This is a genomic window from Plantibacter elymi (nom. nud.), from assembly GCF_900177795.1.
Lineage (GTDB): Bacteria > Actinomycetota > Actinomycetes > Actinomycetales > Microbacteriaceae > Plantibacter > Plantibacter elymi.
Window position 1 is genome coordinate 160,349 of sequence record NZ_FXWJ01000003.1, and the last position, 17,484, is coordinate 177,832.

The following is a 17,484-nucleotide window of genomic DNA, read 5'->3' on the forward strand; positions in this document are numbered from 1 at the left end:
TCCACTCCTCAGGTGGTCGTCGCGACCACGATCGTCGGCTCATGGCGGACCGGGAAGTTCACCGAGTTGGCGATGAAGCACAGCTCGTTCGCGCGGGCGTGCCCGGCTCGCGCCGCCTCGACCATCGACGCATCGGCGACCGTGACCTGCGGACGCAGGACGACCTCCGTGAACGCACCGCTGCCGGCACCGTCCTCGACCATGGTCCCGACGGCGTCGTCCGTGTAGGCCGTCACCACGACACCGAGGGTCACGGCGACGTGGAGATAGGACAGGAGATGACACTGCGCGAGGGCCGCCAGGAGCAGCTCCTCGGGGTTCCATCGGCCCGGGTCGCCGCGGAACGGTTTGTCGGCCGAGCCCTCGAGGTCGTGCTTCCCGGCGGCCGTCACGGTGAGCTCCCGGGAGTAGTCCCGGTACCCGCTCGTGCCCGTCCCGAGGTCTCCGTCCCAGCGGACGCCGATGGTGTAGTCGTGGTGGCCCGTGATCATGCCACCAGTATCCCACTGGCCTCTCCGCCGCGGCCCGCGTTCGCGGCCCCGCTGTCGGGAGGTCGCGCTACGCTGGAGGACTATGACTGACACGCTCGACACCACGGACCAGACGACCGCCTCCGCCCCCAGCGTGACCCAGGAGCGTCGCATCGTGACGGCCGTCCCGGGCCCGCGCTCGCAGGCGCTGCACGCCCGCCGCACCGCGGTCGTGTCCGATGGTGTGTCGAGCGTCCTCCCGGTGTACATCGAGCGCGCGCACGGCGCGATCGTCGTCGACGTCGACGGCAACCAGTTCATCGACCTCGGTGCCGGCATCGGCGTCACCACCATCGGCCACACGGAGTCCTCCGTGGTCGGCGCCGTCCAGGACCAGGCGGCCGACGTCCTGCACACCCTGTTCACGATCACCCCCTACGAGGAGTACGTGCGCGTCGCGGAGCTGCTCGCCGAGCACACCCCGGGCGACTTCGCGAAGAAGTCGGTGCTCGTGAACTCGGGCGCCGAAGCGGTCGAGAACGGTGTGAAGATCGCTCGCAAGTACACCGGTCGACGGGCGGTCGCGGTGCTCGACCACGGCTACCACGGTCGCACCAACCTCACCATGGCGATGAACTACAAGGCCGCCCCGTACGCGACCGGCTACGGCCCGTTCGCCGGCGACGTCTACCACGCCCCCAACTCCTACCCCTACCACGACGGCCTGTCCGGAGCTGCGGCCGCGGCCCGCACCATCGCGTACCTCGAGAAGCGCATCGGCGCCACCGACCTCGCCTGCCTCGTGGTCGAGCCGATCCAGGGCGAGGGCGGCTTCGTCGTCCCCGCGGAGGGCTACCTCCCGGCGCTCCAGGAGTGGTGCACGGCCAACGGCGTCGTGTTCATCGCCGACGAGATCCAGAGCGGCATGGCACGCACCGGCGAGTACTTCGCGAGCTCGCACTTCGGACTCGTCCCCGACCTCGTGCTCAGCGCGAAGGGCATCGCCGGCGGCCTGCCGCTCGCAGCGGTCACGGGTCGCGCCGAGATCATGGACGCCAGCCAGCCCGGCGGCCTCGGCGGCACCTTCGGCGGTAACCCCGTCGCGTGTGCGGCGTCGGTCGCGGTCTTCGAGTCGATCGAGTCCCGTGGTCTGCTGGCCGAAGCGGATCGCATCGGTGCCACCCTGACGTCGGCGCTGCTCGAACTGCAGGGCAAGTACGACATCATCGGCGACGTCCGCGGCATCGGCGCGATGATCGCGATGGAACTGGTGCAGCCGGGTACCGCCTCGACGACGAAGGAGCCCAACGCGGCCGCCGTCAGCGCCATCGCAGCAGCCGCCGCCCAGCAGGGCGTGCTCGTCCTCACCGCCGGCACCTACGGCAACGTCCTCCGCTTCCTCCCGAGCCTCGCCGTCTCCGACGAGCTCATCGCAGACGCGATGACGGTCATCGATCAGGCGCTCGCAGCACTGTGAGCACGGCGGTCCCCCAGACCTTCGGTGTCGCGGACGCGGTGGAGTTGGCCGTCGTCGAGCGCAGCGGCTTCATCGAGTCACGGCACGCCGGATCGGCGATCGTCCTCGGGCCGGAGGGGGAGGTCCTCGCGAGCCTCGGAGCACCGGACGCACCGGTCTTCCCTCGCTCGTGCCTCAAGCCCTTCCAGGCGATCACGATCATGAACGCGGGGGTGTCCCTCGAGGGCGCTCAGGCTGTGCTCGCGACCGCGAGCCACGCGGGGACCCGGAAGCACGTCCAGGTCGTGCGCAGCATGCTCGGTCGGGCTCGGATCGAGGACTCGGCGTTGCAGTGCCCGGCCGATTGGCCCGGTGATCGCGCGTCGCGCGACGAGCTGGTCCGGGACGGGCTCGGCACGAGCCCCCTGTACATGAACTGCTCCGGCAAGCACGCGGCCATGCTGCTCGCCTGCGCGCAGAACGGTTGGGACCAGGCGACGTATCTCGAGCCCGACCATCCGTTGCAGCTCGCCGTCCGCGACACCGTCGAGCGCTTCACCGGCGAGAAGCCCGCCGCCAGCGGGGTCGACGGCTGCGGGGCACCGGTGTACGCGATCTCCCTGACCGGACTCGCGCGTGGCATCGGACGCGTCGTCAACTCCTCCCCCACCTCGCCGTTCGCCCTGTACCGGAATGCCGGGCTGCTGACGGCGGCGGTCCTCGCGAACGGCTGGGCGCTCGACGGACCCGGCCGGGCGAACACGCTCGTCATCGAGCGCCTCGGCCTGTTCGCGAAGCTCGGGGCGGAAGGCGTGATGGTCATGTCGGCACCCGGCGGCGCGACCGTCGCGCTCAAGGTCCTCGACGGCTCGCTCCGGGCCTCGACGATCATCGCCCTCCGGCTGCTCGTCTCGGTCGGAGCGCTCGATGCGGCCGCCGTCGACGCCCTCGAACCGGAACTCGACCTGGCCATCCACGGTGGAGCCGCCGTCGTCGGGCGGATCACCGTCACCGCGGTCTGACCGCCCGGCCGACAGCCTCAGCGGCTTCGGGTCAGGAGCCGAGCAGGTCCACACGCATCGCCTCCTGTCCGGCCCGCCACCACCAGGCACGGCCGCTCGCATAGCCGAGGAGTGGTGGGAGTTCGCGGCTCCTGGTCACCTGCCGGAAGTCGGCCGCGGAGCAGCCGTGGACCACCAGGTCGGCACCGGCGGTGCTCGGCGGAAGGTCTCGCCCGACGACCAACCGGCCCGACAGCCAGGTCTCGGGGTCGACGAGGACGACGATCGCGGCGTCGTCCTCCCGGACGTCGCTCTCGATGCAGGCGACGCCCGCGAGCGGTGCGGACGGGAACAGGTGCGCCGCCGGTTCGATGAGCCGCACGCGCCGCTCCGTCCCGTTCGGCCGCTGCAGCATCGCCCTGACCGCTCCGGTCGCGCGCGTGACGATGACGGTCGCGCGTTCCGGGCTCGGCCGCCAGCGGTGGACCCCTGGCGCAGAGGACGGTGACGCCGGCGACGGTGGAGCGAGCGCGATCTGCACCTCCGAGTCCTGCCAGTGCGCGCGGCCGGCGGGTCGGCGTGGATCGAAGCAGGAGGCGGGTGCGCCGGCGACGAGATGATCCTGCCGATCGGCGAGGCGGAGGACGAGCGTGCTGCCCAGCTGAGCCGAGAACCGGTGGACCACACCGCCGAGCCGGGAGGCGACGAGGACGACGCTGATGCCGCGGCGTCCCCCGTCTCGAAGCAGGCCGAGCAGTGCGTCGCGGAGGGCGGCGCCGTGCTCGTCCCCGGCGGTGGCGAGGAGCGACTCCACGTCGTCGACGAGGAGGAGGGTGCGCTCGGTCGGGCGGAGCGGATCCGACAGCGCCATGACGGTGTCCCAGGCCTGCTCGGCATCCTGACCGACCCGCTCCACGCGGAAGCGGTCGCGCGCGCCGACCTCGAGCGTGTCCAGCAGGGTCGTTCGACCGGAACGTCCGGCGCCGAGCACCAACAGTGAGCCGTCGTGCTCCGGACACCACACTGCGGGGCGTTGTGCCTGCTCCTCGGGGAGGTCCGCAAGGCCGAACACGACGCCCTCGCCGGGAGGACAGCCGTCACCGGTCCTCTCCGAGCCTCCGGCACGTCCCGCCTCGATCGCCGAGACGGCGGTCAAGGCCAGGCGTGCCGGCAGGGGGTCGAGCCATGGCCGCCGAGGTGCGGGCGCGTCGCGCCAGCGCTCACGCACCGCGAGGATGTCGTCGCAGGTGGTGACCGCTGATTGGAACACGAGCCGTCGGTCGCCGTTCCAGACGATGCAGCGGCCCGGGGTGCCGGCCGGGATCGCAGCCGCATCGGGTACACCGAGGATCGCGGCGCTGTCGGGGCGCGAGGTGACCCGGAGTGAGAGACGGAGCGTACAGTTCGCGAGGATGGCATCGGCCGCGACCGCCGCCGGACGCTGGCTGCAGAGGATCAGGTGCAGGCCGAGTGATCGCCCGCGGGCCGCGAGGTCGGCGAACACCTGATGGAGGTGCGGGCTCGCGTCGAGCAGCGCCTGGAACTCGTCGACGACGACGACGAGCCGTGCCGGTCGGTGTTCCGGCAGGAGCACTGGATCGAGCAAGTGCCGCGCCCCGTGTCCGGCGAGCACGCGCTCGCGGTGGCGGAGCTCGGCTCGCAGACTCGACACGACGCGGTCCGCCGCTCCCGGCTCGAGGTCGGTCACCATGCCGACCACGTGCGGCAGGGTCTCTACCGCTTGGAAGGAGGCGCCGCCCTTGCAGTCGACGAGGAGCAGGGAGAGCTCCTGCGGCGAGCACTGCGCGGCGAGAGCCGTGATCCAGGTGATGAGCAGCTCGCTCTTGCCACTCCCGGTCGTGCCGCCGACCAGCGCATGGGGTCCGTCCGCCCCGAGGTCCAGCGACTGCACGCCCTCGACGCCGGTCCCGACGGCGACCCGGAGCGCATCGGGCCGCCAGTCGGCTCCTGTCGGTGGCCGTCGGCCCCGCACCGGATGCACCTGCGCGAAGGCGACGTCGGTCGGCAGACTCGAGAGGGTCGGGGACTCCCCCGTCGTGAGTGCGGCGGCGGCGAGCGCCCCGACGACGTGCTCCGCCTCGGCTTCCGCGAGGAGGGTGGGCGAAACCGACACGGACGAAGAGGCGCCGGTACCGTCGGCGAGGACGGTCTGCCCGTCGGCACCGAGGACGAGCAGGTGTCTGCAGCGGGTGGGGATGAGCTCCACGGTGTCGGACAGTGCGACGAGCACACCTCCGGTGGGCGGGCGTCCTCCCGAGCGGCCCGCTGCGGACCCGGCCTCCTCCCAGCGTTCGACGACCGAGACGAGGGTCGGCTCAGCTGCTCGCCCGCCGCGCGCCGGTTCGACCGGGTCCGAGACCGCACGGTGCGGGAGGTCTTCGAGGAACGCCCAGGCGCGGTCGTCGAGAGCCGCAGGCTCCCCGGAGAACTGCGCTGCCTGCGGCGGGAGTTGCCGGGCGAGCTGCAGGAGGACGCTGCGGGCCACCGCGCGCGCGAACACCTTGCCACCGACGATGCCGATCCCCTCGACCGCGTCGACCACGACGGGAGCCTCGGGAAGCCGTCCCGCCCACGCCCACCGCTCGTCGTCGGCCCCCACGTCGACCCGGACGGCGCTCCTCGTCTCCCCTCGCCCGACGCAGACGAGCGTGCGGCGGGCCTCCGGTACCCGCCATCTGGCGCGATCCGGTCCGTCGAGGACGTCGAGCAGCCGACCAGCTGGATGGAGCGCGCCCAGTTCCTCGCGTTCCGCGGCATGTGCGCGCGCGATGTCCTGTTCCAGCTCCTGCGCCGCAGCGTCGTACGCCACGCGCGCCCGCCGTCCGCGCCGCCGTCTGGTCCAACGTGCGTCGATGAACCCGGCGACGGCGATGAGGGGCCCGAGCGCGGCGAAGACGAGGGTCACGGGTGAGCCGGTGATCGCGAACAGGGCGACCGACCCGATGACCGGGGCGAGGCTCGCGAGGATCGGGAGCGACCCGGTGGGCGGCTCTGCCGGCGGGCTGGGGGCACGGAGGCGGATCGGCGTCGTCGCGGTCCGGTGCGAGGTGGTCGCGGAGGGCGACACGTCCGAAGAGCTCATGGCTCCAGTGGAGCACCGATTGGCCTTGACCTGCTGGCCGGACCTCCAGACCGGGCGCGAAGCCCGCGCGAGCGGCGGCTGTGGAGCGGGCTCAGGAGGCGGGCTGCTCGACGCCCTCGTCCGCAGCCTCGTCGACCGCCGCGATGTCGAGCACGATGACCGAGACGTTGTCGCGTCCGCCGTTGTCGAGGGCGGCACGCAGGAGGAGTTCGGCCGCGTCGACCGGCGTGGCCCCCTCCGTCAGGAAGTACCAGATCCCGTGGTCGGTGAGTTCCTTCGTGAGCCCGTCCGAGCAGACGAGCCATCGGGCACCGGTCTCGATGGGGAAGAGCTCGACATCCGGTACGGGGTCGTCCGACGGTCCGACGGCCCGGGTGATCATGTTGCTGTTCGGGTGGAACTCCGCCTCCTCCGGGCTGATCGCTCCGGCGCGGATCAACTCCTGGACGATCGAGTGGTCTTCGGTGACCTGGACCAGCTCGCCCTCCTGCAACCGGTACACCCGGGAGTCGCCGATGTTGAAGACCGCGACGCGACCCTCGCCCTCGTCTGCCGTCAGCACGACACCGGTGACGGTGGTGCCCATGCCGAGTTCGCCCTCCTCCGCGGTGTCGATCATGTCCGCGACGGCCATGCGCAGCGCGTCGACGAGGCCGTCGACGGTGAGGATCTCGGCTCCCTCGGTGGCCTTGGTCAGGCGGTGCGCGACCGCGGCACTCGCGACCTCGCCGGCGGAGTGCCCACCCATGCCGTCGGCCACGGCGAACACGGGAGGGAGCGCCACGAAGGCGTCCTCGTTCAACTCGCGCCGCTTGCCGACATCGGTCATGCCCGCCCACGCGAGTGAGACTCGACGCCCGCCGGGCAGCGTGACGATCCGTTGCCCGTGCTCGGTCACGTCTGCTCCTCTAATACGGCTGGCGGTGGCTGATGCACCCTCGACGATAGTACGGTACCGGCCGGCCACAGGACCGCCTCACCCGGCTCGGCGGATTCCGTCCGCGGATCGGCGACGACGGATCCGGACGCCGGGGTCGGTCGGTCCTGCGGATCCGCTTGCCGCGACCCGTCTGCGCTGTCATGATCGACGCATGACACGAGCGAGCTCCGATGCACCCGCGAAGGCGGCGCCGCCCGACGACACCTCGAAGGCGATCATCGAGCAGCTCCAGACCGATGGCCGTCGCTCCTACGCCGAGATCGGGAAGGCCGTCGGGCTCAGCGAGGCCGCCGTGCGGCAGCGGGTGCAGAAGCTCACGGAGTCCGGCGTCATCCAGATCGTCGCGGTGACCGACCCGATGCAGCTCGGTTTCACCCGGCAGGCGATGATCGGTGTCCGGGTGACCGGTGACACCCGCGTGGTCGCGGACCGCCTGTCCGCGCTGTCGGCGGTCGACTACGTCGTCCTGACCGCCGGCTCCTTCGACCTGCTGGTCGAAGTGGTCTGCGAGGACGACGAGGAACTGATCGCGCTGCTGAACGACGAGATCCGCACCGTCGACGGTGTCTCCGGAACGGAGACCTTCGTCTACCTGCGCCTGCACAAGCAGCTCTACGACTGGGGCACCCGCTAGAGGGGATTCCCGCGCCGGCGCAAGCCGTCCCTCGTATCACGCTCCGCCACCCCCGACAGAGGTACGCTCAACCCATGCCCGCGAAGCCGACCGGAGAACGGACTCCCCCGTCCGGCCCGTCGACGTCGGGTGACACCGCCTCGGCACCCGGTCTCGCGGACACCGGCCCTACGAGAACGGGCCCGCACGCGGTCGAGGTCCCACGACGCGTCGGCCGGATGACCGGCTACAGCGCCTTCCCCCAGCTGCTCTTCGGCCTGGCGGTCGTCGCCATCCTCTTCGCCACGCTCCTGTTCCAGGGCGTCGACGACAACTCCGTCCTGTTCTACGTCGGGGTGATCCTGGCGTTCATCGCTACAGCGCTCGCGCCGATCGTTCCCTGGCACCAAGCGCCGCGCCTGCTCATCGTGCTCCCGATCCTCGACATCATCGCCATCGCGCTCATCCGACAGGGCGAGCCGCTGATCGGCGCGGGACTCCTCTGGGTCTTCCCGACCATCTGGATGGCGACGGCCTTCGGCCTCGCCGGGGCCGTCACCGCCATCGTGCTCGTCTGCACGTCGAGCTGGTCCTCCCTGGCCATGACCCCGGGGGACATCACCATCGCCAACCTGCCGGCGCTCGTCATCCTTCCGACGGTCCTCGCGTTCGTCGCCGTCTCCACCGCGATGACGGCGAAGCGGACGGAGGCGCAGCGCGTGCTGCTGAACAAGCAGGCCGGCCAGCTCGAGACCGCCCTGGGGCGCGCCCAGGACCAGGAGAGCCGCCTCGCGGAGATCCTCAACGCCGTGAACTTCGGCGTCGTCCGCTTCGACCGGATCGGAGCCCGGGCGATGGTCAACCGGTTCCAGACGCGGCTGCAGGACGAGGTCGGCGAGCTGTCCGACGTCAATCCCGCCCTCCCGGTGTGGGCCGAGGACGGGCTGACCCTCCTCCAGCCGCAGGACAAGCCGTACATCCGTGCACGCCGTGGTGAGGAGTTCGAGAACCTCACCGTGTGGCTCGGCGCTCCCGGTACCGAGCGGATCGCCCTCGCCCTCACCTCCCGCCGCCTCTACGACCATGAGGGCGGCTACGACGGCACGGTGCTCGTCTCACGCAACGTCACGAGCGAGATCAATGCGATCCGCGCCAGGGACGACCTCGTGGCCTCCGTCTCGCACGAGCTCCGGACGCCGCTGACGTCGATCCTCGGCTATCTCGACCTCGCGCTCGACGACCCGGGGCTCCCACCGCGGGTCGCGAAGCAGCTCACGATCGCCCAGACGAACGGCGATCGACTCCTCGAACTCATCGCGGACATCCTCGCCGCCTCCCGCGACGTGAACCGGACCATGGTGCTCGAACGCTCCGAGTGCGAGCTCCGGGAGATCGTCGACCGCTCGGTCGAGTCGTTGGCGCACGTGGCCGCCGAACGGAGCATCACCATCGTGCGCCACGACGAGGAGGCGGTACCGCTCTTCGCCGACCCGTTCCGCCTCCGGCAGGTCGTCGACAATCTGCTCTCGAACGGCATCAAGTACAACCGGGATGGCGGCGAGCTGAGCGTCGGCGTCACCGCGGAGGGCGACACCGCCTGGGTCATCGTGCGCGACACCGGCATCGGCATCTCCGAGGAGGACCAACCGAAGCTCTTCGAGCGGTTCTTCCGCTCCGACCTCGTCCGCAACTCCACGGTGCACGGCAGCGGCCTCGGCCTCGCGATCAGTCGGGACATCGTCCGCTTGCACGGCGGCGACCTCACCCTCCACAGTGTGCTCGGCGAGGGCACGACCGCGGTCGTCCGCATTCCGAGAGGCGGGACCGAATGACCTTCGACAGCCAGACCGTCGCGGTGATCAACGCGCTCGTGATCTTCGTCTGCGGCGCCACGTTCATCGTCAACACCTTCATGCGGAAGGACGACGCGAGCGGGCGGGTGTGGTCCGTGTCCTACATGGCCGGGATGTTCACCAGCTTCTCCTACGTCGTCAGCGCGCTCAGCCAGGAGGCCTGGTGGGCGATCGCCGCCGGGAACGGTGGATACGTCCTGAGCATCGCCGCCCTGTGGTCCGGCGCACGGCTCTTCAACGGCAAATCGAGTCTGCTCTGGGTCTCACTCATCGGGACCGCGGTCACGATCGTCGCCGCGCTCGCCGCCGGGCCCTCGGGAGGCCCCTGGGCGGGCGCGCCCGCGACGTTCCTCTGCATCGCCCTCTTCGCGGGCCTCGGCACCGCTGAGACGCTCGTGGGCGCGATGCGGGACAACCCGACCACCCGCGGCTTCACCATCGTGCTCGGCATCGCGTCCCTGTTCTTCGCGGCTCGGCTGATCGCACTCCTCGTGGAGGGGCCGGACGGTTCCTTGTTCACGACGCTTTTCGGGACCGTGGCCGCCTCGCTGCTGCTCATCGCGCTGCTCATCGTCGCGACCGTGGTGCTGTCCGTCCTGCGGGCTGAGCGCGCCGCACCCGCGAGCCGACGACACGGGAGCATCGTCGCGTACACGGGTGACGACGTCCTCCTCCAGGAGTCCTTCATCCGGATCGTCGACGACTGGCTGGAACGGGCCAACTTCCACGACGAGCAGCTCGCGATCCTCCACATCCGGCTCGACGACCTCGATGAGATGAAGACGGCGTTCGGAGCGGCGTTCAGTAGTGAGGTCGCCGAGGGGTTCATCTCCTCGGTCCGTCGATACGGTCCGACGCTCTCCGACATCGGCGAGGACGGCGCCGGATGTCTCCTGATCGCGACCCCAGCGGTGGACGCCGACGTCGCGCTCCAGGCGGCCAAGGGCATCCAGGACGGCCTGCTCGACCACCCCGTCGAAACCACGCCGCGCCTGCGCCCGACGGCGAGCATCGGGATCGCTCTGACCGACTACCTCGGGTACGACGTCGGCGTCCTCACGCGTGCAGCAAGCGACGCCAGCCTGCGTGCCGCTGCAGCCGGCGGGAACCGCACGGTCCTCGCCTCGTCGACGGCCACGGGCCGCTGACGGCTCGGACCGAGCTCGGTCAGGCCTGCGGGGCGATCGCGATCGTGAGGGTGTCCACCGCAGTCTGCTTCGCATACTCGGCGGACGTCGGCGTCGCCTGCACCAGCAGCTCGTAGGTGATCGTCAACGTGACGCCGGTCGCGGCGCTGTCCACCTCGGGGAGGACGAACGTCTGGCTGTAGCTGTACGGCGCCTTGATGAGGTACCCCGGTGCCACCGTCGACTGGTCGGTGAACGGCGCAGGCGACTCCAACTGACCCTTCGGCCCGTGGACCGTCGTGGTGAGCGTCACCCGCGACAGGTAGAGCGCCTGCAGGTCGTCGGGGTTGAGCACGCCGCTGAGCGAGAAGCTCACCGGCTTGTTGACGTCCGCGGTCCACGCGTCCATCGACAGTGTGGACCAGTAGTCGACCGTGAGGGTGGCGGAGCCCGCCGTGAGCGTGTGCTTGGCACTCCCGCTCGCGAGTTCGTTGGTGATCGCACTCACCGTCGGCCTCGGCGTCTTCGACACGCGCGGCGAGCTGGTCGGCTGCGCGCCCGGCTCCTCCCACGGAGGCGTGCCGCAGGCGCTCAGCCCGAGGACGAGCGCGGCGGCGGTCGCGGCCTGGAGGGCGTGCCTGACGTGCCGGTTCCGGACCGGGCTTGGGTGGTTCGACATGAGGCTCCTGGCGGGTGTCGGAGGGATGATCGAGTGACCCTCGAGGGTCCGCGTGACCCACGAACTGGGGCCAGCGCGAATCTTGAGGAAATCCTGAGCCGACGCTATCGCATTCACGCGCGAAAGCCGCGCCCAACGCGGCAGAGTTGCAACTGCAGCGCGACCCGCTGCACTCGACCCACTCGGAACAGGACCCCTGATGTCAGAACTCGAAGCGCGACCGGACAGCTCTCGGCCCAACGCCCAGCAGCCTGACTCTCGGTACATTCAGACGCAGCCGCTTCTCGCGCCCGAACTTGAAGCGTACGCCAACGAATTCATCGACTCGGTCAACTCGCTCCCCGAGTACCGCGCGACGATCGGGTGCATCATCCCCGCCTACAACGAGGAGGAGTCGCTGCCGGCAGTGCTCGCGTCCCTCCTCGAGCAGACGCGGATGCCCGACGTGATCCACGTGGTCATCAACAACACCACGGACCGGTCGGTCGACGTCGCCGCGCCCTACGCCGGCCCGCACTCCCGGGTCGACGAGGACGGCTACGAGCAGTTCACCGAGGTGTTCATCCACGACATCGGGAAGAACCCCGACAAGAAGGTGGGCGCGCTCAACTACGGCTTCACGCTCGTCGAGGGCTACGACTACCTGCTCGGAGTCGACGGCGACACGGTCGCCGACCCGACCGCGATCGAGTCCCTCGAAGCCGAGATCGTCTCGGACAGTCGCATCGGCGGCATCTCCGCGATCTTCTCGATCGACGACGAGCCGTTCAAGAAGCAGCTCGTCCCGGCGTTCCTCATCGCCGGCCAGCGCACGCAGTTCGCCGCGTTCAACATGCAGAACATGCTCCGAGGCCGCAACATGGCCGTGCTCGGCGGACAGTACTCGATCTTCTCCGTCCAGGCCCTGCGCGACGCCATGGAGCAGAACCACCAGTCCACCCCGTGGGTCAAGGACTCCGAGGTGGAGGACTCGCTCCTGTCGCTGCAGATCAAGAGCGCCGGCTACCTCACGAAGATCAGCGCACGGGCCCGTGCCGACGTCGGCGGGATGACGACCGTCCGGTCGCTCGACGCCCAGCAGGTCAAGTGGAACTACGGCGCGATCGAGCTCATGTGGCCCGGCCAACGCGGCGACACCAAGGGGCAGCCGCTCCACCCGAACCTCCGACTGCGGTGGCTCGAGAACGCGGAGATGCTCCTCAACATGGTCACGCGCATCCTCTTCGTCGTGCTGCTCGCCGGCTCGCTGTCGATCCACGCGTTCGTGTTCAGCCCGGTGTGGCTCATCCCACCGCTGATCGCCATCTTCCTCAACCTGCGCATCGCGCTGTCGATGAAGAAGCGGAATGTGCGCGACATCCTCTTCGCGGTCCTCATCTTCCCGGCCGAGTTCTACATGTGGATCCGCATGGGGCACTTCATCCGAGCCTGGTCGAAGTTCGCCTCGAACAAGAAGGTCGACAACTGGGCCGAGCAGGCGAAGGCCGAACGAGGCTCGGGCAACGCGCACCTCGCGCCACTGCTGTTCGTCCTCGCCGCCATCATCGCGATCGTCGCCGCCTGGACCCAGCTCTCCCCCGTCGTCCAGTCCACGATCCTCTGGGCGGGCTGGCCGGTCCTCGGCGTCATCACCGTGCTGCAGACACTCAGCATGTTCGGCAAGCTCATCCGTCGTCAGCGCGGCTACCGGGTGTGACCACCCCCGACCCGGGCACGGTCGACGCCGACGAACTGCGCAGGTTGCTCCGAGAACTCTCGGGCGACCTGCGCAGTCGTCGTCGGTTCGTCCGGACGTACGTCGAGATGTGGCCCACCCGTCTGGCACGTCTGGGAGCGGCGCTCGACGCGCACGACACCGATGAGTCCAAGGTCGTCCTCCTGAGTATGCGCTCCTCCAGCGTCATGCTCGGCGTGATCGGGGTGGCCGGACTCGCGAGTGCCGGGCTCCGGGCGATCGAGTTGGGGCGACTCGATCGCGTGCGCGAGATCCGCACCGCCCTCCATGAGGTCGGCCGTCGCAGCTGCGAACGACTGCTCGAACTCGACGCGGCGGACGCGGCTGAATCCTGAGCCCTGGCCACCGGGCGTCGTTCGTCGCCGGCGAGGCTCCGTCGCGGTCGGGACCGCGGCGGTCTCAGTCGTCGGAGGTCATGCGGTAGCCGACGCCGCGCACCGTCTCGATGAACCGCGGCGCCACCGTGCTGTCCGCGAGCTTCCGTCGCAGGTTGGCGAGATGCACCTCGATCGCACGCTTGTCGGCTTCGCTGACGTAGTAGGCCGTGATGTAACTCTCGCCACGGAGCATGAGCGCGAGGTCCGCCTTGCTGCGCACCCGACGACGGGACTCCATCAGTGCCTGCAACAGGTCGAACTCGCTCCGCGTGAGGTCCACCTCGGTGCCGTCGACCTCGACGATGCGGGTCGCCGAGCTGAGCTTCAGACCGCGGTGGACGAGCCACCCCTCGCCGTCGTCGGATGCTGGGGCGGCCGGTTGCATGATGATCGGGACGACCGACTGACCGACGGGAGCGGCATGACGCGCGACGGTCTCGTGGACGATCGTGGGGTCGGGCGACGACACCTGCTGCTGCAAGGGCGGCGCGGCGACCTGGGCCGGTGCGACCTGGGTGACGTGAGCCGGCGCGACCGCGGTCGGAGCCGATTGTGCCGGTGCCGCCGCCGCGACGGCGGGAGCATCACCGTTCGCGCGAGGCCGACGGAGCATCGCCTCGATGCGGGCACGGAGCTCGCGCGGACGGAACGGCTTGGTCATGTAGTCGTCGGCACCGGAGTCGAGGCCTTGCAGGGTGTCGATCTCGTCGCCCCGGGCGGTCAGCATGACGATGTAGGTGGAGCTGATGGCGCGGATGCGCTTGGCCGCTTCGAACCCGTCGATTCCCGGCATGCTGACGTCGAGGGTCGTGACGAGGGGGTTGTGCGTTCGGACCGCCTCCACACCGTCGAGGCCGTTCGCTGCGGACACCGTCTCGAAGCCGGCCTGCTCGAGGACGGTCTCGAGCAGTTGGCGGATGTCCGCGTCGTCTTCGATGACGACCGCGGTCCGACGTTCGCTCAGCTCTTCGGTCACGATGCCCCTACCCGTTCCACCCGTCAGCGACGTGCCGGATGTGGCCGTTCCCGACTCACCACGCGCTGAATCCCTTGGCCAGTTGCACGGCCTGCTCCGGCCACCATACCCCAGCAAGGGGGCCACCGTTGCACGCTCCGTCGCTCTCGCCGGGGGCTTTCACCCAGAGGTTCGCGTCGAGGTGTTCGGCCCGCGCGGTGAGGGGCTGCTGCCCGACCGTCCGGCCGGACGGGTTGCACCATTCGCCGTTCGAGCCGCTGCCGTTCCGAGAGGTGTCGATCACGTAGTGGGCGCCCTCGAGGAGGCCGCTCAGTTCCTCCGCATAGGCGATCTCGTCCTCGGTCGTGTTGTAGTTGGAGACGTTGGTGGCGAAACCCGTGGCGTCGGCGACACCGGCCTCCCGGAGGAGCTCGGCCATCTCGGCGGGTGGCCGCCAGTCGGAGTGCCCGCCGTCGAGGTACACGGGGACGGATGCGTCCGCGAACTGCTCGGTCGCGGCTGCCAGTTGCCGCATCCGCGCAGTGCGGTCACCGCAGTCCGGTGCAAGCGCGACGGCGTCCGGTTCGAGGATGACCGCGACGCGGTGATCCGCGACCGCGGCGACGATCTCGGCGACCCAGTCCTGGTACTCGTCACTCGACAACCCACCTGCGGACTGGTTGCCGCAATCCCGCTCCGGGATGCCGTAGACCGTGAAGACCGGCATGGAACCGGAGCGCTCGGCGGACCGGACGACCTCGGAGACGGTGTCCCGGACGGTTCCGATCGGGTAGCGCTCCGGCACGAGCCAGATCGCGGTCGGCTCCGCCGCGAGCCGCTCCGCCGCTGCGAGCTGCTGGGCGACGTCGGTCGGGTCGCCGTTCGAACCGCCGCTCGTCCCTGCCGTGGCGGAACTCGACGGTTGCTCGGTCGTGGCCGCCGGATCAGCCGCGGCGGCGCGGGCGGCAAGTGAGGACGGATCGACGTACAACTGCGCTCCGTCGAACGGGCCGGCGGCGGCGCTCGGGACGCGGCTCACGAGCGACACCGCGAGCGCACCGCCGGCGAGGAGGACGGCGACGACGCCGAGGGCGACGGCCGTCCGGGTACGTCGTCGGTCGCGGGGCGTTCTCGGCACGGATCCTCCTGCATGGTCACCCGCAATTGTGCCCGACAAAGCCTCGCCACGGTGCCGATTCGCTCGAATCCGTGCCCCGAGTGGGGGTGGATGCCGTGGCCGGGAGGCACCGACACGTCCGGGGCCGCTCGGCCGCTCCACGAGCGCGCACGCCGGACTGCACACCAGGGCCCGCTGCGCAACGTTGTCCGGATCGCCGCGGCTCCCTACCCTTGATGATCGGAGCGACGCAGGGTCGCCCCACGGCCCGAGGAGCACACACGTGAGCACGAAGACCATCCCCACCTCCGACGCGGCCGCCGGCGGTGCGCCGGCGAAGGTCATCCCCTGGGTGCTCGGGCCATCCCTCGTCGTCATCCTCGGCGTCGCGCTGTTCTCGATCCTGCTCCCGAAGCAGGCCGAATCCGTCTTCAACGCCATCCAGTCCGGCATCATCGGTGGCCTCGGGTGGTACTACGTCCTCCTCGTCGCGGCCTTCGTCATCGTGGCGATCGTCTTCGCCGTGTCGAAGTTCGGCGACATCAAGCTCGGCAAGGACGACGACGAACCGGAGTTCTCGCTCCTGTCCTGGTTCTCCATGCTCTTCGCCGCCGGCATGGGCATCGGGCTCGTCTTCTACGGCGTCGGCGAACCGTTGACGCACTTCCTCGAGCCACGCCCCGGCGTCACGGGTTCCCAGCAGTCCCTCGCCCAGCAAGCGATGAGTCAGACCTATCTCCACTGGGGACTCCACGCCTGGTCGATCTATGCGGTCGTCGGCGTGGCCCTGGCCTACGCCGTGCACCGCAAGGGACGGCCGATGTCGATCCGCTGGGCGATCGAACCGCTGCTCGGCAAGCGCGTGCAGGGCGGCTGGGGCAACGCGATCGACACCATCGCCGTCATCGGCACCGTCTTCGGCGTCGCGACCTCACTCGGGCTCGGTGTGCTGCAGATCTCCGCTGGACTCGGCTACACGGGCATCGCCGAGCCGAACATCCTCACCCAGGTCATCCTCATCCTCGTGATCACCGGCGTCACGATCTTCTCCCTCGTCTCCGGCGTGCACAAGGGCATGAAGTGGCTCTCGAACACCAACCTCATCCTCGCCGGGCTCCTCCTGTTCTTCGTCCTGTTCGCCGGCCCGACCCTGTTCCTCCTGCGCGAGTGGGTGCAGTCGATGGGCGCGTACCTCCAGAACGTGGTCGGACTGACCTTCAACGTCTCTGCGTACCAGGGTGCTGCCGGCGAGGCCTGGCAGTCCTCGTGGACGACCTTCTACTGGGGCTGGTGGATGTCGTGGGCTCCCTTCGTGGGTGTCTTCATCGCCCGCATCTCGAAGGGCCGCACCGTGCGGCAGTTCGTGCTCGGCGTCCTGCTCGTCCCGACCCTCGTGACCTTCCTCTGGTTCGCCGTGCTCGGCGGCACCGCCATCATGCAGTCGATGGAGGGCCGTGACTTCAGCAGTGCGGATGGTCCCGTCGACCTCAACACCGCCCTGTTCAACATGCTCGCCGGCCTCCCCGGCGGATCGATCGCGACCGTCGGCGCCCTCCTGCTCATCCTGCTGTTCTTCGTGACCTCGGCCGACTCGGGATCACTCGTGATGGGCATGCTCACCACCGGCGGTACGGAGCCGCGGAACCGGGTCCGGATCGCCTGGGCACTCGTGACGAGCCTCCTGGCCATCTCGCTGCTCATCGCGGGCGGTCTCGCGTCCATGCAGACGGCGGCCATCATCACCGCGCTGCCCTTCAGCGTCGTGATCATCCTCATGTGCATCTCGTCGTTCAAGGCCTTCGGCATCGAGGTGCGACGGGAGCAGCGGGCGAAGCGTCGCCTGTTCGCCGCAGAGCTCACCGAGAGCGTCTCAGCCGACGTGAGCGAACAGCTGTCGGATCAGGTCTCCGAGCAGGTCACGGAGCACTTCGGCACGATGACCGCCCAGCTCGACCTCCGACAGCTCGCGTCCCCGGACGCCCCGGGATCACCGGCCGCATCCTCAGAACCGCAGCAGCAGGACCCGGAGCAGCGCCGCTCGAAGGACTGACCGGGCGG

At 69.9% G+C, this 17,484-nt stretch carries 14 protein-coding genes; 8 read left to right on the top strand and 6 right to left on the bottom strand.

Features of this window, described 5'->3' with window-relative positions:
* Positions 1 to 8: 8 nt before the first annotated feature.
* Positions 9 to 491 (bottom strand): OsmC family protein, encoded by a 483-nt coding sequence (locus CCK91_RS10255; protein ID WP_086473942.1) that lies wholly within the window; start codon positions 489 to 491, stop codon positions 9 to 11.
* Between the two features lie 82 nt (positions 492 to 573).
* On the opposite strand from CCK91_RS10255, the gene gabT reads away from it, so the two are divergent.
* Together gabT and CCK91_RS10265 are read left to right on the top strand one after the other, a co-directional pair.
* Positions 574 to 1,947, top strand: coding sequence for a 4-aminobutyrate--2-oxoglutarate transaminase (gene gabT / locus CCK91_RS10260; RefSeq protein WP_086473943.1), 1,374 nt, complete (start codon positions 574 to 576; stop codon positions 1,945 to 1,947).
* A complete protein-coding gene (locus CCK91_RS10265; RefSeq protein ID WP_086473944.1) occupies positions 1,944 to 2,948 on the top strand; it encodes an asparaginase in 1,005 nt (334 codons plus the stop codon). Before gabT ends, CCK91_RS10265 begins: the two co-directional genes overlap by 4 nt.
* A 31-nt stretch (positions 2,949 to 2,979) precedes the next feature.
* Here CCK91_RS10265 and CCK91_RS10270 read toward each other — a convergent pair whose 3' ends face one another.
* Together CCK91_RS10270 and CCK91_RS10275 are read right to left on the bottom strand one after the other, a co-directional pair.
* A complete protein-coding gene (locus CCK91_RS10270) occupies positions 2,980 to 6,030 on the bottom strand; it encodes an FtsK/SpoIIIE domain-containing protein (RefSeq protein WP_086473945.1) in 3,051 nt (1,016 codons plus the stop codon).
* Between the two features lie 91 nt (positions 6,031 to 6,121).
* Positions 6,122 to 6,928 carry a PP2C family protein-serine/threonine phosphatase gene (locus CCK91_RS10275; RefSeq protein ID WP_242664506.1) on the bottom strand — a complete coding sequence of 269 codons (807 nt, stop codon included), beginning with the start codon at positions 6,926 to 6,928 and terminating at the stop codon, positions 6,122 to 6,124.
* Between the two features lie 193 nt (positions 6,929 to 7,121).
* On the opposite strand from CCK91_RS10275, the gene CCK91_RS10280 reads away from it, so the two are divergent.
* The 3 genes from CCK91_RS10280 (at position 7,122) to CCK91_RS10290 (ending at position 10,584) form a co-directional block, all read left to right on the top strand.
* The gene (locus CCK91_RS10280; protein ID WP_064295326.1) at positions 7,122 to 7,604 is read left to right on the top strand and encodes an Lrp/AsnC family transcriptional regulator; all 483 of its coding nucleotides are present in this window, start codon (positions 7,122 to 7,124) and stop codon (positions 7,602 to 7,604) included.
* Positions 7,605 to 7,678: 74 nt separating this feature from the next.
* Positions 7,679 to 9,415, top strand: coding sequence for a sensor histidine kinase (locus CCK91_RS10285; RefSeq protein ID WP_086473946.1), 1,737 nt, complete (start codon positions 7,679 to 7,681; stop codon positions 9,413 to 9,415).
* Positions 9,412 to 10,584 (top strand): diguanylate cyclase domain-containing protein, encoded by a 1,173-nt coding sequence (locus CCK91_RS10290; protein WP_086473947.1) that lies wholly within the window; start codon positions 9,412 to 9,414, stop codon positions 10,582 to 10,584. The genes CCK91_RS10285 and CCK91_RS10290 overlap by 4 nt, the downstream gene beginning before the upstream one ends.
* A gap of 19 nt (positions 10,585 to 10,603) precedes the next feature.
* Here the strand turns inward: CCK91_RS10290 and CCK91_RS10295 are convergent, their stop codons facing one another.
* Entirely contained in the window at positions 10,604 to 11,242 is a 639-nt protein-coding gene (locus tag CCK91_RS10295; protein ID WP_242664507.1) for a hypothetical protein, read from the bottom strand.
* Positions 11,243 to 11,441: 199 nt separating this feature from the next.
* Here CCK91_RS10295 and CCK91_RS10300 point away from each other — a divergent pair, with 199 nt between their 5' ends.
* The gene (locus CCK91_RS10300; protein ID WP_086473948.1) at positions 11,442 to 12,938 is read left to right on the top strand and encodes a glycosyltransferase; all 1,497 of its coding nucleotides are present in this window, start codon (positions 11,442 to 11,444) and stop codon (positions 12,936 to 12,938) included.
* Positions 12,935 to 13,312: a hypothetical protein gene (locus tag CCK91_RS10305; RefSeq protein WP_086473949.1), complete on the top strand. Its 378-nt coding sequence runs from the start codon at positions 12,935 to 12,937 to the stop codon at positions 13,310 to 13,312. The genes CCK91_RS10300 and CCK91_RS10305 overlap by 4 nt, the downstream gene beginning before the upstream one ends.
* A gap of 64 nt (positions 13,313 to 13,376) precedes the next feature.
* On the opposite strand, the gene CCK91_RS10310 is transcribed toward CCK91_RS10305, so the two are convergent.
* Both CCK91_RS10310 and CCK91_RS10315 read right to left on the bottom strand, forming a co-directional pair.
* A complete protein-coding gene (locus CCK91_RS10310; RefSeq protein WP_369821888.1) occupies positions 13,377 to 14,330 on the bottom strand; it encodes a response regulator transcription factor in 954 nt (317 codons plus the stop codon).
* Positions 14,331 to 14,385: 55 nt separating this feature from the next.
* On the bottom strand, positions 14,386 to 15,447 hold the full coding sequence (locus CCK91_RS10315; RefSeq protein ID WP_207568211.1) for a glycoside hydrolase family 6 protein: 1,062 nt from the start codon (positions 15,445 to 15,447) through the stop codon (positions 14,386 to 14,388).
* Positions 15,448 to 15,709: 262 nt separating this feature from the next.
* Here CCK91_RS10315 and CCK91_RS10320 point away from each other — a divergent pair, with 262 nt between their 5' ends.
* On the top strand, positions 15,710 to 17,476 hold the full coding sequence (locus tag CCK91_RS10320) for a BCCT family transporter (RefSeq protein ID WP_369821889.1): 1,767 nt from the start codon (positions 15,710 to 15,712) through the stop codon (positions 17,474 to 17,476).
* Positions 17,477 to 17,484 lie beyond the last annotated feature (8 nt).